The following is a 15,545-nucleotide window of genomic DNA, read 5'->3' on the forward strand; positions in this document are numbered from 1 at the left end:
GCAAGCAGGCGGCTACCGCGATCAAGCCCAGCCCGAGGAACCCGACGGGCAGGCTCAGCCCGGCAAAGCGCCCGTCGCGGCGAATTCGAGGCGCTTGGCGACCGACACGGTCTGGTCGGCGAAGCGTTCGTAGAAGCGGGTGAGCAGGGTGGCGGCGACGGCGGTGCGCTGGCCGTGGGTCCACTTGGCGGAGGTGATGGTGGCGAGCACGCGGGCGTGGAGGGCGTCGACGGTTTCGTCGGAGCGGCTGAGCTCCGCGTAGCCGCCCTCGACGCCGCCGCCGCGGATGAACTGGGTGAGGCGGTCGGCCATGCGGGCGGTGACGTCGCCCAGTTCGGCGAAGACGGGCTCCAGGTCGGCTGGCACGGTGCGCTCCGGGTGGCTGCGCCGGGCGGTGCTGGCGATGTGGGCGGCGAGGTCGCCCATCCGCTCGATCTTCTCGGCGCAGTACACCACCGCGAGCACGCCACGCAGGTCGCCGGCGACGGGGGCCTGCAGGGCGAGCAGCGAGTACGCCTCTTCCTCGCATTCGGCGCGCTGGTCGTCGAGGTCGGAGTCGGCGCCGATGACCTGCTCGGCGAGCGCGAGGTCCGCGGTCAGCAACGCGCGGGTCGCGGACCGCATCGCCGCGGCCGCGGCGTCACCCATCCCGGCGAGCCGTTCGTCGAGCCGGTCGAGGTCGTCCTTGAAGCCTTCGCGCATGAAGTGCGACTCTACCGAGGTCCGGCCGACCGCGCTGTGTCGGCCAGTTCCTCGACGTGCTCGAGATCCACGAGCTCGGACGTGTGACCGCCCTCGTGGCCGCCGGGCACACGGCACACCGCGCCGTCTTCGGCGAGCGCGCCGCACTCCGCGCGGGCCTCCAGCACACGCCGGCCGGGCCACCAGCGCAACCACCACCTCGGGCCGCCGGGCCCGTCACCGCGGACGCCCGCGACGTGCTCGTGGCCGTGTCCTGCCTCGAGCTCGCAGTACAACGACGAGGACGCCCCGCGGACCGCAACACTCCGCAGGACCGATCGTTCCCGCCCGGACAGCTCCAGTGGCTCCAGGCACAGCGCGCGATCCGCCATGGCCCCACAGCGTAGGCGCATTCGCGCGCGCCTGGTTCCCGGCCCTGGTCCACCGGCGCGTCGCACCTGGTCACAGGCCCGGAAACCGTTGCACTGAACCGGATTCCGCCGGCGTCCGTGATGGGCGGTGAGCCGGGCGGACGATCCGGCACTTCGAGAAAGGGTTCGTGTCCCATGCGCGTCACCACCGTGGCCACCGTCGTCTCCTTCGCCGCGCTCGCCGTGTCCCTCACCGCGTGCAGCGGTTCGACGGGTGGCTCAGCCTCGCCCGACTCGCTCGTCGCCCGCAACGCCACGGCGTCGGCGAGCGCGCCCGCCACGGTTGCGGCCCCGCCGCAGGCCCCGTCGACATCCGCGAAACCGCCTGTTCAGAAGGCCGCCTCGGCCGAGACGTTCCACGCGGAGCTCACCCTGCAGCCCGACCAGAACGTCGCCCTGCTGACGCTCGAGAACCGCGGCAAGACCACCGTGACCCTCAAGGGCTGGCCGAAGCTGCGGTTCCTCGGCGCCGACGGCTCACCGCTCGGCTTCCCGATCCACGACGTCGAGATCCCGGGTGCGGCCACCGCCGTCACACTCAAGCCCGGCACGACCGCGTTCGCCGGCGTGAAGTGGACGCTCGGCGACAAGGCCGACCCCGACGCCTTCGTGGCGAGCAACTTCGAGGCGACCCCGCCCGGCACCACGGGAACCACGAACATCGACCTCATCGGCCTCGACGGGCAAACCGTTCAGGTGCCCCAGTTCCCGATCAAGTCCGTGGAGGTCGGCACACTGCAGCCCGCCGCGCAGGGCGTGCTCGTCTTCTGAGTCCACAACGGACGGTCAACCGGGCGGCGCGACCAGCAGCTCCAGCGCCGTGCCCACCGAGGCCAGCGAAGCGTCGTCGCGTGAAGCCAGCGCGACGACAAAAGCCCCTTGCAGCAACGCGAGCACGGCGTCGGCGAGCGTCTCGGCCGGCTGGTCCGCCCGCACGTCACCGCGCCGCTGCCCTTGCCGCAGCAGCTCGGCGATCCGTCCTTTCCAGACACCCAGGTCCTCGGCCAGCTGTGCGCGGAACACCTCGTGGTCCGCGCACAGCTCCGTGGCCAGCTTGCCCGCCAGGCAGGCGTCCCGGTGCCCGGACGCGATGAACCGGTCGGCCATCGCCCGGAAGTAGCCCGAAAGCACAGCGGGTGTGGTCAGGTCCGCGCGGCCGCTCCACTCGCCGAGCTGGTCGAGCTGGAACTGCACGTACCGCGCGAGCACCTGCTTCGCGAAGCCTTCCTTCGAGCCGAAGTGGTGGTAGAACGAGCCCTTCGGCACCCCGGCGCCCTCGAGGATCGCGTCGATCGTGGTGCCGTGGAAGCCGTGGACGTAGAGCCGGCGCATGCCCTCGCGCAGCAGCTTCTCCCGGTGCGGGATCGTCGTCGACGCAGTCATCTGCACCTTTCCGCATCGGCCGGACTCGGGCCACGCGGAGCGTAGCGCCGGGCGCCGGGCCGGTCCAGCCGACGGCGCGGGATTACGTGTGCAGTCCCGCGACCAGCAGCGACACCAGGCGGCGCGCGTCGTAGCGGTCGTCGTTCTCCGCGCCGATGCACAGGTTGCCGACGCCGCGCATCAGCTCGTAGGCCTCGACGTCGCCGCGGACCTCCCCGGCCTCGGCCGCCGCGGTGAGCAGCTGCGCGCACACCGGCATCAGGCGGTCGAGGAACAACGAGTGCAGCGCCTCGAACCCGGCCTGGTCGGACTGCATGGCGCCGGCGAGCCCGTGCTTGGTCACGAGGAAGTCGACGAACAGCTCGATCCAGCGCCCCAGCGCGGCGTGCGGCGTCGGGCCGCTCTCGAGCAGCCGCGGCCCGGCCTCCGCGCACGCCTCGATCTGGTGCCGGTACACGGCGACGATCAGCTCCGCCCGCGTCCGGAAGTGGCGGTAGATCGTGCCCATCCCGACCCCGGCCTTCGCCGCGATGTCGCGCACCGGCGCGTCGACCCCGGACGCGACGAACACCGCGGCCGCCGCGGCCAGCAGCGACTCCTCGTTGCGCCGCGCGTCCGCCCGCTTCGTCCGCGCGACGGGCTCCTCGTTCACCACAGCTCTCCTCATCGACCTGAACGGAACACTGTTCCGCCTGTCCATGATGCCACGCGGGCGGCGGCTCAGTGCGGCGGCGGCGCGGCCTGGAAGCTCCCCGCCGGCAGCCGGTCGGCGCCCCAGCTGCGTTCGATGTACCCGCCGATGCGCTCGACGTCCTCGGCCGGCACCTTCTCCGGCTCGCCGTGTTCGAGCGGGTCGACGTGGAAGAGGTAGAGCCGCGAGGCGAACTGGTCGAACGGCAGCGACGCCTCGCCGAAGCGTTCGCCGTTGCCGGCGGTGGAGACGACCACGCCGTCGCCCCAGTCCTGGCCGCTGTCGTTGTTGGGGTTGAAGAAGTACACGCGCATCACGTCCTGCGGGTCGGGCGCGACGCGCAGGATCGTGATCGCGTGCCAGCCGACGTAGCGCGCGGCGCTGTCGGTGACGGCGACGCCGGCCGGCTGCGGGTGGATCAGCGGCTGGTCGCCGTTGTAGGCCGGGTGGTAGCTGGCGTGGAAGGCCCGCAGGAACTCGTCGAGGTCGATGAGGTTCCCCGTGGCGACGTCGACGTTGATGCGGAAGCCGCGGAACGCCCACCAGCCGTGGAACTCGGGGTTGACCCAGCGGTGCGGGTCACCGGGGCGGTCGACGCAGCGCCGGCCCATCTCGGCGTAGATGCGGTCGAGGTGGGGCACCACGAGCAGCGACACCGGGTCGAGGTCCACGGGCAGCTTGCGCGCGACGCCGCCCTCGCTTTCGCGCGAAGAGATCGGCTGGCCCTCGAAGTGCATGGTGATCTCGTCGTCGCGCGCCGCCCACACGACCATCTGCAGCAGGTAGTCCGGGTCGTTACCCGCCCACATCGACAGCGCGCGGGCCGACTGGCAGGTCGGGTTGTCGCCCTGCCCGACGCCGAGCGGCAGCCCGAGCATCGACAGCACGCCGGCGGTCAGGCGCGCCTTCGCGTCGGGCGCGGGGCCGAACACGGCCGTGAGCCGCTCGCGCGCGACCGGGCCGAGGGTGAGCGCCAGCTGGCGCCACAACGCGGGCACCACGGGCGGCTCGTGCAGGATGCCGCGGTCGAGCAGCAGCGCGAGACCGTAGACGCACTGCGCGGTCTCCGGGTGCACGGCCTCCTCGATCAGCTGGTGCACCAGATCTCGGTAGCGCAGCAGGCAGTTGCGCCCGGTGTCGGACAGCCCGAGCGCCTCCGCGACGAGGTAGTCGCCCTCGTTGCGCACGAACCGCAGCAGCTCGGCGTGGTACGGCGAAACCAGCCCGGTGTCGTGCATCGCCCGCGCGAAGCCGGACGCCTCGTACTGCAGGCCGCCGGCGTCCATCGCCTCCAGCCGCGCGCGGAAGACCTCGAAGCCCGGGTCCTCGCGGCACGCCTCGGTGGTGCCGAACAGGCTCGTGATGAGCCGGTCGAGCCCCTGCCCGGAGTTCGGGCCCAGGTCCACCTCGGGATCCCCGCGGTAGACGGAGATCCGCGTGATCAGCGACTGCACCTGCTCGACCTGGATCGGGCGCTGGCGCAGGATCCGCCAGATCTCCTCGACGAGCTTGTCGAGCACGCTGGCGTAGCCGATCCCGTCGGCGAGGTGGCGGAACAGCGCGCGGATGAGCTGCGCGGTCCGGCCCTCGTGCGCCCGCTCGGCCTCGGTGGGCGGGGTGAACAGCAGCTCCAGGTTCATCGCCAGGACCTGCGAGAGGAACCCACGGGCGTCCTCCGCGGACAGCGTCGGGTGCTCGTACTCCCCCAGCGCGACGGCGAGCATACGCAGCTCGCTCGCCGCCTCGATCACGACCGTGTCCGCTTCGCCGCTGTGCAGCCCGGCGCCGACCAGCGCCGGCAACAGGATCTCCGGCGAGGCCCAGTCGGTGCCCAGGTACAGCCCGGCTTCGTCCAGCGCCCGCGCGCGGGCCTGGACGGCGGCGGCCCCGCCGGGCTGCAGCAGCACGCGCCGCAGGGCCTCCAGCACCCGCCGCAGCTTGGCGTGCTTGCCGAAATCGCGCGTCTCGGCCATGGCCTGGACGGCGTCGTCGAGCGAAGCCACCCGTTTGGCGAGGGTGGTACCGCCCGTGCTGTCGGCGTTCGGATTCACTGGTGTTACCCCGGTCGGCTCTCCCGCCTGGTTCTCAGACGTAGAAGTCGAGCTCTTCCTGCTTCTTCAGCGTTTCGCGCATCCGGTAGGCGTCGTCACCGAAGAAGTACAGCAGTCCCCAGTGGGTGCCGAACGCGGTCCGTTTGGTCACCGTCTCCTCCAGCGGTGCCGACAGGTCGTGGGACTCGTAGTAGTCGTCGTCTTCGGTCTCTTCCGGGATCCGCAGCTCGCTGACGACCCGCCGCCGAGGGTAGACCCCGAAGCAGCCGGCGACACCGGTCGCGTCGACGACCTCGCGCGGGAAGAAGGCGTCGATCTCCTCCTCGGTCGTCTTCGGGTCGAACGCGAGCGCCAGCGCCTGGTAGGCGTTGAAGCCGTAGGCGCGTTCGAGCAGCTCGAACACCTTGAAACCCGGCGGGCGGTAGGCGACTTCGCCGAAGTACATCTCGCCGTCGCTGGTCACGAAGTACTCGGGGTGCACGAACCCGAACTCGATGTCGAAGGTCTTCACGAGCTTCTCGATCTGCGCGGTGATCTGCGGCCGGTAGCGCTCCAGCTCCGGCGTCGCGGGCACGAACACCGAGTACCCGAGCGTGACGTACTCGGAGATGTTGAGGAACTTGATCTTCCCGCCGTGGATCCACGCCTCCACGGCGAACTCCCAGCCGTCGAGGTGGGATTCCATGAGGACGGGGAACTCCTCCTCCGGGATCATGTCGATCTCGTCGGGGGTGCGGATCACGCGGTGGCCCAGGCAGCCGGCCTTGTCGAACGCCTTGAGGTGGATCGGGTCGTTGGGGTCGCCGTCGAGCTTGAGCAGCGTCTGGTTGACGCGCTTGAGGAACCGCACCACGTCGTCACGCGCGTGGGCCTCTTCGAAGATGCCGACGCGGATCCCGCCCAGCTGCGCGCGGCGTTTCATCAAAGCCTTGTCCCGCAACAACATCGCCTGACCGAATAGGCGCGGGTTGTCCATCAGCACGGAGTTGATCGCGCCGGCCCACTCCACCGTCTCCTCGAACAGCGGGATGGCGACGTCGACCCCCTCCTGCTTCAGGGTTTCGGCGATCTCCATCGACCGGTCGTTGAGTCTCTCGAAGTTCCACGGCAGGTACGGGATGTCGTGCTCGGCGCAGTACTCCTCGGCCCAGTCGGGCGCGACGACCACGTAACGGCGGTCGAAGCGGTCGAGCGCCTCGACCGCGTTGAGACTCCAGCCGAGCACGGCCAGATATCCTTTGTCGGGATTCTTGGTGACCGGTGCGGGCTGGGCCATGGACCGCTCCTCTGTTCGGCGCGTACGTGGGATCGGACGGGGTCTGTACCTCCACGGTCCCAGATGTCCGCACCCCCCACCGATCGAGCGGGCCGCAGGTCCATTGTGGATACTCCCGATCCCGCGGTCCGATGAGATCCAGGTCACGTCCGGTCCGCTCGCCGCGCCACCCGTTCGGGTGCCTGCCATCCTGTGCGCTCAAGAACGCGCGGTTAGCGCCGGAGCTCGACGCCGCACCGCGGCCGGGAGGACAGTCATGGGAATCATCAGCTGGATCGTGCTGGGCCTGATCGCGGGGCTGATCGCGAAGGCGCTCATGCCGGGCAAGGACCCCGGCGGCTGCATCATCACGATCCTGCTCGGCATCGGCGGCGCGTTCGTGGGCGGCTGGGTCGGCAAGACGCTCTTCCACGTGCAGCTCGGCACGTTCTTCGACCTGCGCACGTGGGGCCTGGCCATCCTCGGCGCACTGATCATCCTCGTCGCGTACCGGATGATCTTCCACCGCAGCAGGGACTGACCGGCGGCGGGGCGGCTTCTCTGTTCGGAGAGCCGCCCCGCCGGTGGGTCACTTCACGCGTTCCAGCAGCGCGAACAGGTTCTCCCAGTGCCGCTTCTCGCCGGCCTCGTCGTAAGCCGCCGTGTCGGTCATGGTGTACCCGTGGGTCGCGCCCTCATAGACCTCCGAGCGGTAGGTGACCCCGGCCTCGTCGAGCGCGGCCTCCAGCGTCTTGATCTCCTCGGCCGACATCGAGTGGTCCTGGTCGGCGTGCCCGAAGTACACCTCGCCGGTGATCGAGCCGACGCCCAGGTGCGCGCTGTCGGGCGCGTCCGTGACCACCCCGCCCGCGTGGAACGCGGCGATCGCCTTGACGCGCTCGGGGAACGCCTCGATCACGCGCAGGGCGTTGGTGCCGCCCATGCAGTAGCCCGTGATCACGACCGGGCCCTGGGCGACCCCTTCCTGCGCCGCGAAGAAGTCGAGGTACTTCTCCGCGTCACGCTGGATCGCGTTGTCCGTGCCCAGGGCCTGGATCTGCGGCATGATCTTGCCGAAGATCTCGCCCCGCTTGTCCGGATCGCCCAGCTCCGCCACGTCGATCTGCGGCGCCCGGCCGCCGCGGTAGAGCAGGTTCGGGGCGAGCACGGCGTAACCGGCCTCCGCGATGCGCTCCGCCATCTCCTCGATCCGCGGCCGCAACCCGAACGCGTCGATGAACAGCAGCACCCCGGGGTGCGGCCCGCCGTCCGGAACGACCAGGTACGAGTCGGCGACCCCTTCTGCGGCCGGGACGTCCACCTTCTCCTTGCGCATGTCACTCCTGTCGATCAGCTTGCTGGCTCTCGATCGTCAACCTAGTACCCCGCGCACAACCGAGGTCACGACGGCGTCCGCGTAGGTGTGGTCGAGCGGGCGGCGGCCGGTGAGGAGGCGGTAGTGCAGGGGCGCGAAGACCAAGTCCAGCAGCAGCTCCACGTCGACGTCCGGGCCGACGACCTCGCGCACCGCGGCGCGCACAGGGGCGCGGCGGGGCTCGAACCAGTGCTCGTCGAGGCGGGCGGCGAGGTCGGGGTCCTGTTGCGCGGCGCCGAGCAGGCCGGTGAAGACGCGGCCCAGCACCGTGTCCACGTAGAGGTCGGCGAAGTGGCGCGCGTGGGCGCGCAGCAGGCCTTCGGCGGTGGTGGCGCGCGTGGTGACGGCGTTGGCGCGGGCGTGGTCGAGGAAGGCTTCGAGCACCACCGCGGCCTTGCTGGGCCACCAGCGGTACACGGTGCGCTTGCCGACGCCGGCGCGCGCAGCGATCGCGTCGACGCTGACTGCGCCCCAGCCGCCGGCGGCGGTGAGGTCCCAGGCGGCGTCGAGGATGGCGCGGTGGGTCTGGGGGTTGCGGCGGGTGGCGTCAGGCACCGCGCACCGCCCAGGTGGCGGCCACGCGCCGGTTGACCTCAGCGATGGGGCCGACGAGGTCTTCGTACGGTTCGTCCCACGGATCCTTGAGGCCCCAGCCGCGCTGGGGGTTCTCGACGTAGGCGCACCAGTGCCAGCCCAGGCACCAGTCCAGCGCGGCGAACGCCTCCGCGGTGCGGACGTACCCGGCGGCGCGGTCGGCCTGGTCGCGCATGCTGCCGGTGCGGTGCGGGCTCAGGCGGGTCGGGCACCAGTTGCCGGTGTCGGCGACGAGCACCGGCAGGCCGGTCCTGCGGTGCCAGCGGTCGAGCGTCTCCAGCGCCGTGTCGAGCGCGCCCGGGCCGGGAAAGGTCTGCACGGACAGGACATCGACGTGCTTCGCGGCCGCGTCGAGAACTTCGTCCGGTGCGCCGGCTTTCGTGCCGAAACGGTCACCGAGGATGAGGTGGTCCGGGTCGTGGCGGCGGATCGCCGCGGTGGCGGTGGCGTAGTAGGCCTCCGCGGTATCGGCGAGCGGCCCGGGCCAGCCCGCACCCGTCGGGTGGCGGGCCCAGGCCGGCCCGTCGACGAGGAAGTACCCGAGCAGCAACGGGTCCTCCGGCCGGCACAGCGTGCGCGCCAGGTGGTCGCAGTGCTCCGCGAACGCGGGCGAGCGCGGGTCACGGTAGGCCGGATACCCGTTCCACGACTCGATCTCCGCGACCCGCAACGCCTGCACGTACGGCAACCCGGCCTGCGCGACGTCCGCGCCCGGCAGGTCTTCGGAGTGCCCCAGATCGACGACCGTGCCGGTCACGCCGAGCCCGGTGCCGCTGATGTACTCCGCCGTCGAACCCACCGTCGTGAACCCCCAGGCGCGCAGGTCCGCGCCCAGCCCGTCGCGAAGCCACTTCTCGCGCGAGCCGCCGTAGCGCGTGCGCCAGATGTCCCGGTTGTGCGCGTATCGGAGGTTCGTGTCGTGCGCGTGCGCGACCCCGATCGACACGAACGGCTCCCCGTCCGGCCCGACGAACGTCCACCGCCCGCGGCGGGTCACTGAGAAGAACGCCATGCGGTGAGGATACGAACCGGTTCGTCTCCCCTGTCACCCGGGGTCACCCGCCTGCGTGAGCGGAGGGGCCGGCCTGGTCCAGGGCACGACGAGCAGGCACCCACACTCGTTCGAACTCGGCACCGGAGATCTCGACGACCTGATCTGCCTCGCCCCAGCCCCGTACGTCCCCCTCGGCCAGAACGCCGTACTGGCGCTCGTACGCCTGCATGTCACCGAGATCGCCGTGGTCGCGGATGTGCAGCACCTCGTCGAGAGACGCCGCTGTCACCGGCCGCCGGTCAGGACCTTGGAGCTCGACGTGCCGGATCGCCCAGCCGTCGTCGCCGAATTCGATGAAACCGATCAGGTCTTCGTCGCTCCAGGGGTAGCGAATCCACCGCGTCATGCAGCACATCATGCGCAACGACCAGTCACCCGCCTGCGTGAGCGGAGGGGCGGGCCGGCACCGGTGGTGTCACCATCACCGCCATGAGGTGGAAGGGCGTGGCCTGGGCCGCGGGCGTGCTGGTGGGCATCGGGGTCGCGGCGGGGGCCGGGGTGTGGGTGCACGCGGCCGAGCGCACGGCCGGGGACACGTGGCACTCCATCGGCACCGAGGAGCCCGACCGGATCGACGTGAACGCCACCGTGCAGAAGGTCGACGCGGTCGCGCGGAAGGTGACGTTGCGGGTGCTCGTGGTGCCGCGCGGGCGGCTGGGCGAGGACGACGGGTTCGCGCCGGCGAGCGACCTCACGTTGCTGAACTCCTCGAGCCTGCGCGGCGACCAGACGTTCCCCGCCCACGAGCGGATCGCGAGCGCCGACCTGCCGATCGCGCTGACGGGCGGCGCGATCACCGACTACCCGTTCGACGGCTACGAGAGCCACATCCAGTTCGCCGCCGTGCAGGACGGGAAGCCGGTGCCGGTGCTGCTGACCGTGGACAAGGTCGACAGCCTGTTCGGGCTCGCGGTGACCGGCTCCGACAGCTCCGGCGGACTCGACATCCGCCTCACCCGCGCGACCAGCGTGCTCGTGTTCGCGCTGTTCATGATGTTCGCGATGTGGGCGATCGCCGTCGCGGTGGCGCTCGGGGCGCGCCACCTCATCGCGCGCCGCCGCGGGCTGGTGTGGCCGGCGTTCGGATTCATGGCCGCGTCGCTGTTCGCGCTGGCGTCGTTCCGCAACGCCGCCCCGGGCTCGCCGCCGATCGGGACGCTGCTGGACTACACCGCGTTCCTGTGGGCAGAGCTGATCGTGGCACTGAGCGTGTTCGCGTCGGTGGTCGCCGGCGCCGTCGTGGAACGGGCCGGTCGAACCGGATAGCGAAGAGGTGTCTGTTTCGCGCTCTCCCGTGAGTCGTCCCCCCGACGACCGACGAAGAGGGAGCGCACCGTGATCACTCCGAACCTGGCCTGGCAGCTCGACCACCAGACGCGCCGCGACCACCGCGAAGCCGACGAACGCCTCGGCCGCCTGGCGGCATTTCTCACTCGGCGGCGCCGGCGGACGAGTGTCCGTGCGACGATCCGGGGCGAGCACCGACCCCAGGGAGCGCGCACATGGCCCGGCACCACCTCGATCCGACCCGCGAAACCACGATCGACGTCTTCAACCGGGACACCGAGCCCGTCCTGACCGTCGACCCGGGGGACACGGTCGTGGTCGGATCGCTGGACTGCCACGGATTCCTGGAACGCCAGCGCACACCCGGCGAGCAGCGGCCGCGGATGATCGACCCGAGCCGCGGCCACTGCCTCACCGGCCCGATCGCCGTGCGCGGCGCGGAGCCGGGCACCGTGCTCGCCGTGCACCTGGACGACCTGCGGCCCGGCGACTGGGGTTGGACCGTGTCGGCGTCGAAGGACAACTGGCTCACGCGCAAGCTCGGCGTCGCCGGCGGCCCGCCCGGACGGCTGCTGTGGGAGCTCGACGCCGGCGAGCGCACCGGCACCAACGACCGCGGCCAGACCGTGGCGCTGGCACCGTTCCTCGGCGTGATCGGCCTGCCGCCGGCCGAGCCGGGCGACCACTCCACCGTGCCGCCACGCCCGGAAGGCGGCGGCAACATCGACTGCCGCGAGCTCGTGGCCGGCTCGACGCTGTACCTGCCCGTGACGGTCCCCGGCGCACACCTGCTCGCCGGCGACGGGCACGCGGCCCAGGGCGACGGCGAGGTCGGCGGCACCGCGATCGAGTGCCCGATGACCACCGAGCTCACGCTCGACCTCACCACCGACCGGCCCGTGCCCGGCATCCACGCCGAGACCCCCGCCGGGCGCGTCACGTTCGGCTTCCACACCGACCTCAACGAGGCCACCGCCGAGGCGCTCGGCGCGATGCTCACGTGGCTGCAGACGCTCCACGACCTCGACCGCCCCACCGCGCTGGCGCTGGCGAGCCCGGTGGTCGACCTGCGCGTCACCCAGGTCGCCAACCAGACCTGGGGTGTGCACGCGGTACTCCCCACCGACGCGATCCGCTGACGATCCGGCGAAGTCTGCCTTCGCGGCCACCCGGGTCTGCCCGCGGCGCGCACTGGTCTGGTCCATCCGTGACCCCCGTGCGATCACGCCTTAATTCGAGTCGAGAAATAACGGACTTCCGTAGGGTCCGGACCTCTTGACGCCATCCTCTTTGTCCGGTCAGGATCGCCAAGGCCCGCTTTGGGCCCGTCCCCGCCGCCCTCTGCAGAACGGACTGTCGATGGCCAGAAGATCCCCCGGGTGGTCCCGGGCCCGAAGGACCACGTTCGCCGCACTCGCGAGCCTCACCCTGCTGGGCGGCGTCGCGAACGCGGCGCCCGCCACCGCCGCACCGGCCGCCCCGGCCGCGGCGCAGCCCGAGATCGGGCAGCCCGCGCTCGACAAGAACGGCTGCGCGCGTATCGAGAACACCCTGCCGACGCTTTCGGACTGGCCGAAGGTCGACAGCAAGATGCAGAAGAACCCGCAAGACGAGGCGCGCATCGCGAAGATCCTCTCCGGCATGACGCTGGAGGAGAAGGTCGGGCAGATGACGCAGCCCGAGATCAACGCGATCACCCCCGCCGAGGTCAAGCAGTACGCCATCGGCTCGGTGCTCAACGGCGGCGGCTCGTGGCCCGGCGGCAACAAGCACGCCACCCAGCAGGACTGGCTGAACCTCGCCGACGCCTACTGGAGCGCGTCGAAGACCAGCCGCACGAAGATCCCCGTGATCTGGGGCATCGACGCCGTGCACGGCAACAACAACGTCTACGGCGCCACCGTCTTCCCGCAGAACATCGCGCTCGGCGCCGCCCACGACTCCTGCCTGGTGCGCGACGTCGAGAACGCCACCGCCCGCCAGATCCGCGCCACGGGCCAGGACTGGGCGTTCGCGCCCACGCTCGCCGTGGTGCAGGACGACCGCTGGGGACGCACGTACGAGGGCTTCTCCGAAGACCCGCGCATCACCCGCGCCTACGGCTACGAGGCCATCAACGGCCTGCAGGACGGCGCCACCAAGCGCATCACCTACAACGGCGTGATCGCCACCGCCAAGCACTATATCGGCGACGGCGGCACGATCAAGGGCCAGGACCAGGGCGTGAACCCCTCGTCCGAGGCCGACATGATCAACATCCACGGCCAGGGCTACTACGGCGCGCTCGCCGCCGGCACCCAGACCGTGATGGTGTCGTTCAACAGCTGGACCAACGCCGACCTCGGCATCAACGAGGGCAAGCTGACCGGCAGCGACAAGGCGCTGAACCAGATCCTCAAGGGCAAGATGGGCTTCGACGGCCTCGTCGTGTCCGACTGGAACGGCATCGGCCAGGTCCCCGGCTGCACCAACGCGAGCTGCCCGCAGGCGATCAACGCCGGCGTCGACCTCGTGATGGTGCCCGCCGACTGGAAGGCGTTCATCACCAACACCGTCGCGCAGGTCAACGACGGGCAGATCCCGATGGCCCGCATCGACGACGCCGTGACCCGCATCCTGCGCGTGAAGCTGCGCGCCGGGATCCTCGACGAGCAGAAGCCGTCGGACCGCTCGTACGCCAACTCCGACGAGGCGCTCACGGACAAGTGGCTCGCCCGCGACGCCGTGCGCGAGTCGCAGACGCTGCTGAAGAACAACGGCAACGTGCTGCCGCTCAAGCCGAAGTCGAAGGTGCTGGTGGTCGGCAAGAGCGCCGACAGCATCCAGAACCAGACCGGCGGCTGGACCCTGTCATGGCAGGGCACGGGCAACACCAACGCCGACTTCCCCAACGCCACCTCGATCCTGGGCGGGCTCAAGGAAGACCTCGGCGACGCCAACGTGACCTACAGCGAGAAGGGCGACGTCGACCCGGCCGGCTACGACGCCGTGATCGCCGTGATCGGCGAGACGCCGTACGCCGAGGGCGTGGGCGACCTGCAGCGCAAGTCGCTGGAAGCCGCGAAGCTCTACCCCGAGGACCTCGCCGTGCTCGACAAGGTGAGCGGCAAGGGCGTCCCGGTCGTCACCGCCTACGTCGGCGGCCGTCCGCTGTACCTGAACAAGGAGATCAACCGTTCCGACGCGTTCGTGGCGGCCTGGCTGCCCGGCACCGAGGGCGGCGGCGTCGCGGACATGATGGTCAAGGGCAAGGACGGCACGGGGTACCAGGGCAAGCTGTCCTACTCGTGGCCGAAGAGCGCGTGCCAGACGCCGCTCAACCCGTGGAGCCCGGACTACGACCCGCTGTTCGCGCTGGGCTACGGCCTCAAGACCGGCCAGCGCGCCACCGTGGCCAAGCTCGACGAGACCGAGGGCCCGACGACCTGCGGGTCGACCGGCGGCGGGGGCACCGCGACCGAGGACCTGTCGATCTTCGACCGCACGGACATCGCGCCGTACAAGAGCTACATCGGTTCGGCTTCGAACTGGGGCGGCACCGAGATCGGCCCCGACGGCACCGCGGAGCACCCGGAGATCACCGTGACCCCGGCCGACGTCAACGTGCAGGCCGACGGCCTCAAGACGACGTGGACCGGCACGGGTGCGGCGCAGCTGTACCTGCAGAGCCCCGCGACCAGCGACCTGCGCGGATACCCCAACGCGGACGGGGCGCTCGAGTTCGACGTGATCGTGAACTCGCCACCGGTGAACCGGACCGTGGTGAGCATGCACTGCGTCTACCCGTGCTTCTCGGAGGTCAACGCCACGAAGCTGTTCACGGACCTGCCGGCGGGCCAGAAGTCGACGGTGAAGATCCCGCTGTCGTGCTTCGCGAACGGGCTCGACTTCGAGAACGTCAACACGCCGTTCCTGGTCTACACCGACGGGCCGTTCTCGGCGTCGTTCGCGAACGTGAGGTGGTCGCCTGGCGGAGCGAAAGATCCGGACGCGCTGAAGTGTTCGGATCTGACGTGAGGTGAGTGCCGGGGCGCTCGCGGGAGTTTTCCCGCGGGCGCCCCGCATTTTCGGGCGAGCGCGGTCATGCGACGAGCTCGAGAATGCGCTCTTCGGCCCGGGCCAGGGATTTCTCCGAGAGATCCTCCAGGCCGGCCAGCGCCGGGATGTCGCCCACGCGCGTCAGCTCCGCGTGCACGAACGCCAGGTTGTCGGGACGGACGCCCAAGTTCGTGAGGTAGGCGCGCAGGTAGGGCTCCTGGAAGTCGAAGCCTTCGCGCGGAGTGCCCGGGCCGTACGCGCCGCCGCGCGCGGTGATCACCACGAACCTGGTGTCACCCAAGGCGTTCGCGAACACGCCGGGGAACGTCACGCGGTCGATCCACGCCTTCAGCGCGGCGGGGACGGAGAAGTTGTACATCGGCACGCCCAGCAGCACGGTCCCGGCTTCGCGCAGCTCCGTGACCAGCGGAAGGGTCAGGGCCCACTCGCGGCGTTCGGCTTCGTCGACGGCCAGCGCGGAGATGTCGGCCGGCGGCACGGTCCCCCGGCGTTCGACGCGGCGGCCGAGGCGGGCGTAGGGCTCGCGGATCGGTGGCACCGGGTCGGCGGCCAGGTCGCGGTGGCGCACCTCGCCCCGCCAGTACCGCACGAACAGCGAGGTCAGCCGCCGCGTCACGGACTCCGCACCGTCGGCGCTCGAGTCGATGCGCAGCAGGGGCGCTAGCATGTCGGTCATCCGGTTCC

16 protein-coding genes are annotated in these 15,545 nt (G+C 70.9%); 5 read left to right on the top strand and 11 right to left on the bottom strand.

The window, feature by feature from the left end; translation table 11 throughout:
* Nucleotides 1–54: 54 nt before the first annotated feature.
* Nucleotides 55–702, bottom strand: coding sequence for a phosphate signaling complex PhoU family protein (locus tag ACQPXB_RS26585; RefSeq protein ID WP_366576529.1), 648 nt, complete (start codon nucleotides 700–702; stop codon nucleotides 55–57).
* Between the two features lie 11 nt (nucleotides 703–713).
* Complete coding sequence (locus ACQPXB_RS26590) at nucleotides 714–1,073, bottom strand: hypothetical protein (RefSeq protein WP_366576531.1); 360 nt, start codon at nucleotides 1,071–1,073, stop codon at nucleotides 714–716.
* A gap of 174 nt (nucleotides 1,074–1,247) precedes the next feature.
* Between ACQPXB_RS26590 and ACQPXB_RS26595 the strand changes: the two genes are divergently transcribed.
* Nucleotides 1,248–1,883, top strand: coding sequence for a DUF4232 domain-containing protein (locus ACQPXB_RS26595; protein WP_366576533.1), 636 nt, complete (start codon nucleotides 1,248–1,250; stop codon nucleotides 1,881–1,883).
* A gap of 15 nt (nucleotides 1,884–1,898) precedes the next feature.
* Here ACQPXB_RS26595 and ACQPXB_RS26600 read toward each other — a convergent pair whose 3' ends face one another.
* The 4 genes from ACQPXB_RS26600 to ACQPXB_RS26615 all read right to left on the bottom strand — a co-directional run bounded on the left by ACQPXB_RS26600 (nucleotide 1,899) and on the right by ACQPXB_RS26615 (nucleotide 6,513).
* Nucleotides 1,899–2,495, bottom strand: a complete 597-nt coding sequence (locus tag ACQPXB_RS26600; protein WP_432844822.1) for a TetR/AcrR family transcriptional regulator — start codon at nucleotides 2,493–2,495, stop codon at nucleotides 1,899–1,901.
* Nucleotides 2,496–2,577: 82 nt separating this feature from the next.
* Entirely contained in the window at nucleotides 2,578–3,147 is a 570-nt protein-coding gene (locus ACQPXB_RS26605) for a TetR/AcrR family transcriptional regulator (protein WP_432844823.1), read from the bottom strand.
* Between the two features lie 68 nt (nucleotides 3,148–3,215).
* On the bottom strand, nucleotides 3,216–5,237 hold the full coding sequence (locus tag ACQPXB_RS26610) for a hypothetical protein (RefSeq protein WP_432844824.1): 2,022 nt from the start codon (nucleotides 5,235–5,237) through the stop codon (nucleotides 3,216–3,218).
* Nucleotides 5,238–5,271: 34 nt separating this feature from the next.
* Nucleotides 5,272–6,513, bottom strand: coding sequence for an ATP-grasp domain-containing protein (locus tag ACQPXB_RS26615; RefSeq protein WP_366576541.1), 1,242 nt, complete (start codon nucleotides 6,511–6,513; stop codon nucleotides 5,272–5,274).
* A gap of 256 nt (nucleotides 6,514–6,769) precedes the next feature.
* On the opposite strand from ACQPXB_RS26615, the gene ACQPXB_RS26620 reads away from it, so the two are divergent.
* Nucleotides 6,770–7,033 (top strand): GlsB/YeaQ/YmgE family stress response membrane protein, encoded by a 264-nt coding sequence (locus tag ACQPXB_RS26620; RefSeq protein WP_364058448.1) that lies wholly within the window; start codon nucleotides 6,770–6,772, stop codon nucleotides 7,031–7,033.
* Between the two features lie 48 nt (nucleotides 7,034–7,081).
* Here ACQPXB_RS26620 and ACQPXB_RS26625 read toward each other — a convergent pair whose 3' ends face one another.
* From ACQPXB_RS26625 to ACQPXB_RS26640, 4 genes are read right to left on the bottom strand one after another with little or no spacing between them, the layout of a single operon-like run.
* Nucleotides 7,082–7,828: a dienelactone hydrolase family protein gene (locus tag ACQPXB_RS26625; protein ID WP_432844825.1), complete on the bottom strand. Its 747-nt coding sequence runs from the start codon at nucleotides 7,826–7,828 to the stop codon at nucleotides 7,082–7,084.
* A 36-nt stretch (nucleotides 7,829–7,864) separates the two neighbouring features.
* A complete protein-coding gene (locus ACQPXB_RS26630) occupies nucleotides 7,865–8,422 on the bottom strand; it encodes a TetR/AcrR family transcriptional regulator (protein ID WP_432844826.1) in 558 nt (185 codons plus the stop codon).
* Nucleotides 8,415–9,473 carry an agarase gene (locus ACQPXB_RS26635; RefSeq protein WP_432844827.1) on the bottom strand — a complete coding sequence of 353 codons (1,059 nt, stop codon included), beginning with the start codon at nucleotides 9,471–9,473 and terminating at the stop codon, nucleotides 8,415–8,417. Before ACQPXB_RS26635 ends, ACQPXB_RS26630 begins: the two co-directional genes overlap by 8 nt.
* Before the next feature lie 43 nt (nucleotides 9,474–9,516).
* Nucleotides 9,517–9,861: a hypothetical protein gene (locus ACQPXB_RS26640; RefSeq protein WP_432844828.1), complete on the bottom strand. Its 345-nt coding sequence runs from the start codon at nucleotides 9,859–9,861 to the stop codon at nucleotides 9,517–9,519.
* Between the two features lie 83 nt (nucleotides 9,862–9,944).
* Here ACQPXB_RS26640 and ACQPXB_RS26645 point away from each other — a divergent pair, with 83 nt between their 5' ends.
* The 3 genes from ACQPXB_RS26645 to ACQPXB_RS26655 all read left to right on the top strand — a co-directional run bounded on the left by ACQPXB_RS26645 (nucleotide 9,945) and on the right by ACQPXB_RS26655 (nucleotide 14,819).
* Entirely contained in the window at nucleotides 9,945–10,781 is an 837-nt protein-coding gene (locus ACQPXB_RS26645) for a DUF4436 family protein (RefSeq protein WP_432844829.1), read from the top strand.
* A gap of 236 nt (nucleotides 10,782–11,017) precedes the next feature.
* Nucleotides 11,018–11,941 carry an acetamidase/formamidase family protein gene (locus tag ACQPXB_RS26650; protein ID WP_432844830.1) on the top strand — a complete coding sequence of 308 codons (924 nt, stop codon included), beginning with the start codon at nucleotides 11,018–11,020 and terminating at the stop codon, nucleotides 11,939–11,941.
* Between the two features lie 220 nt (nucleotides 11,942–12,161).
* Nucleotides 12,162–14,819, top strand: a complete 2,658-nt coding sequence (locus ACQPXB_RS26655) for a glycoside hydrolase family 3 protein (RefSeq protein ID WP_432844831.1) — start codon at nucleotides 12,162–12,164, stop codon at nucleotides 14,817–14,819.
* 64 nt (nucleotides 14,820–14,883) lie between these two features.
* On the opposite strand, the gene ACQPXB_RS26660 is transcribed toward ACQPXB_RS26655, so the two are convergent.
* Nucleotides 14,884–15,537, bottom strand: coding sequence for an FMN-dependent NADH-azoreductase (locus ACQPXB_RS26660; RefSeq protein ID WP_432844832.1), 654 nt, complete (start codon nucleotides 15,535–15,537; stop codon nucleotides 14,884–14,886).
* Nucleotides 15,538–15,545: the final 8 nt, after the last annotated feature.

Source organism: Amycolatopsis sp. CA-161197, from assembly GCF_050942255.1.
In the GTDB taxonomy this organism is placed as follows: Bacteria; Actinomycetota; Actinomycetes; order Mycobacteriales; family Pseudonocardiaceae; genus Amycolatopsis.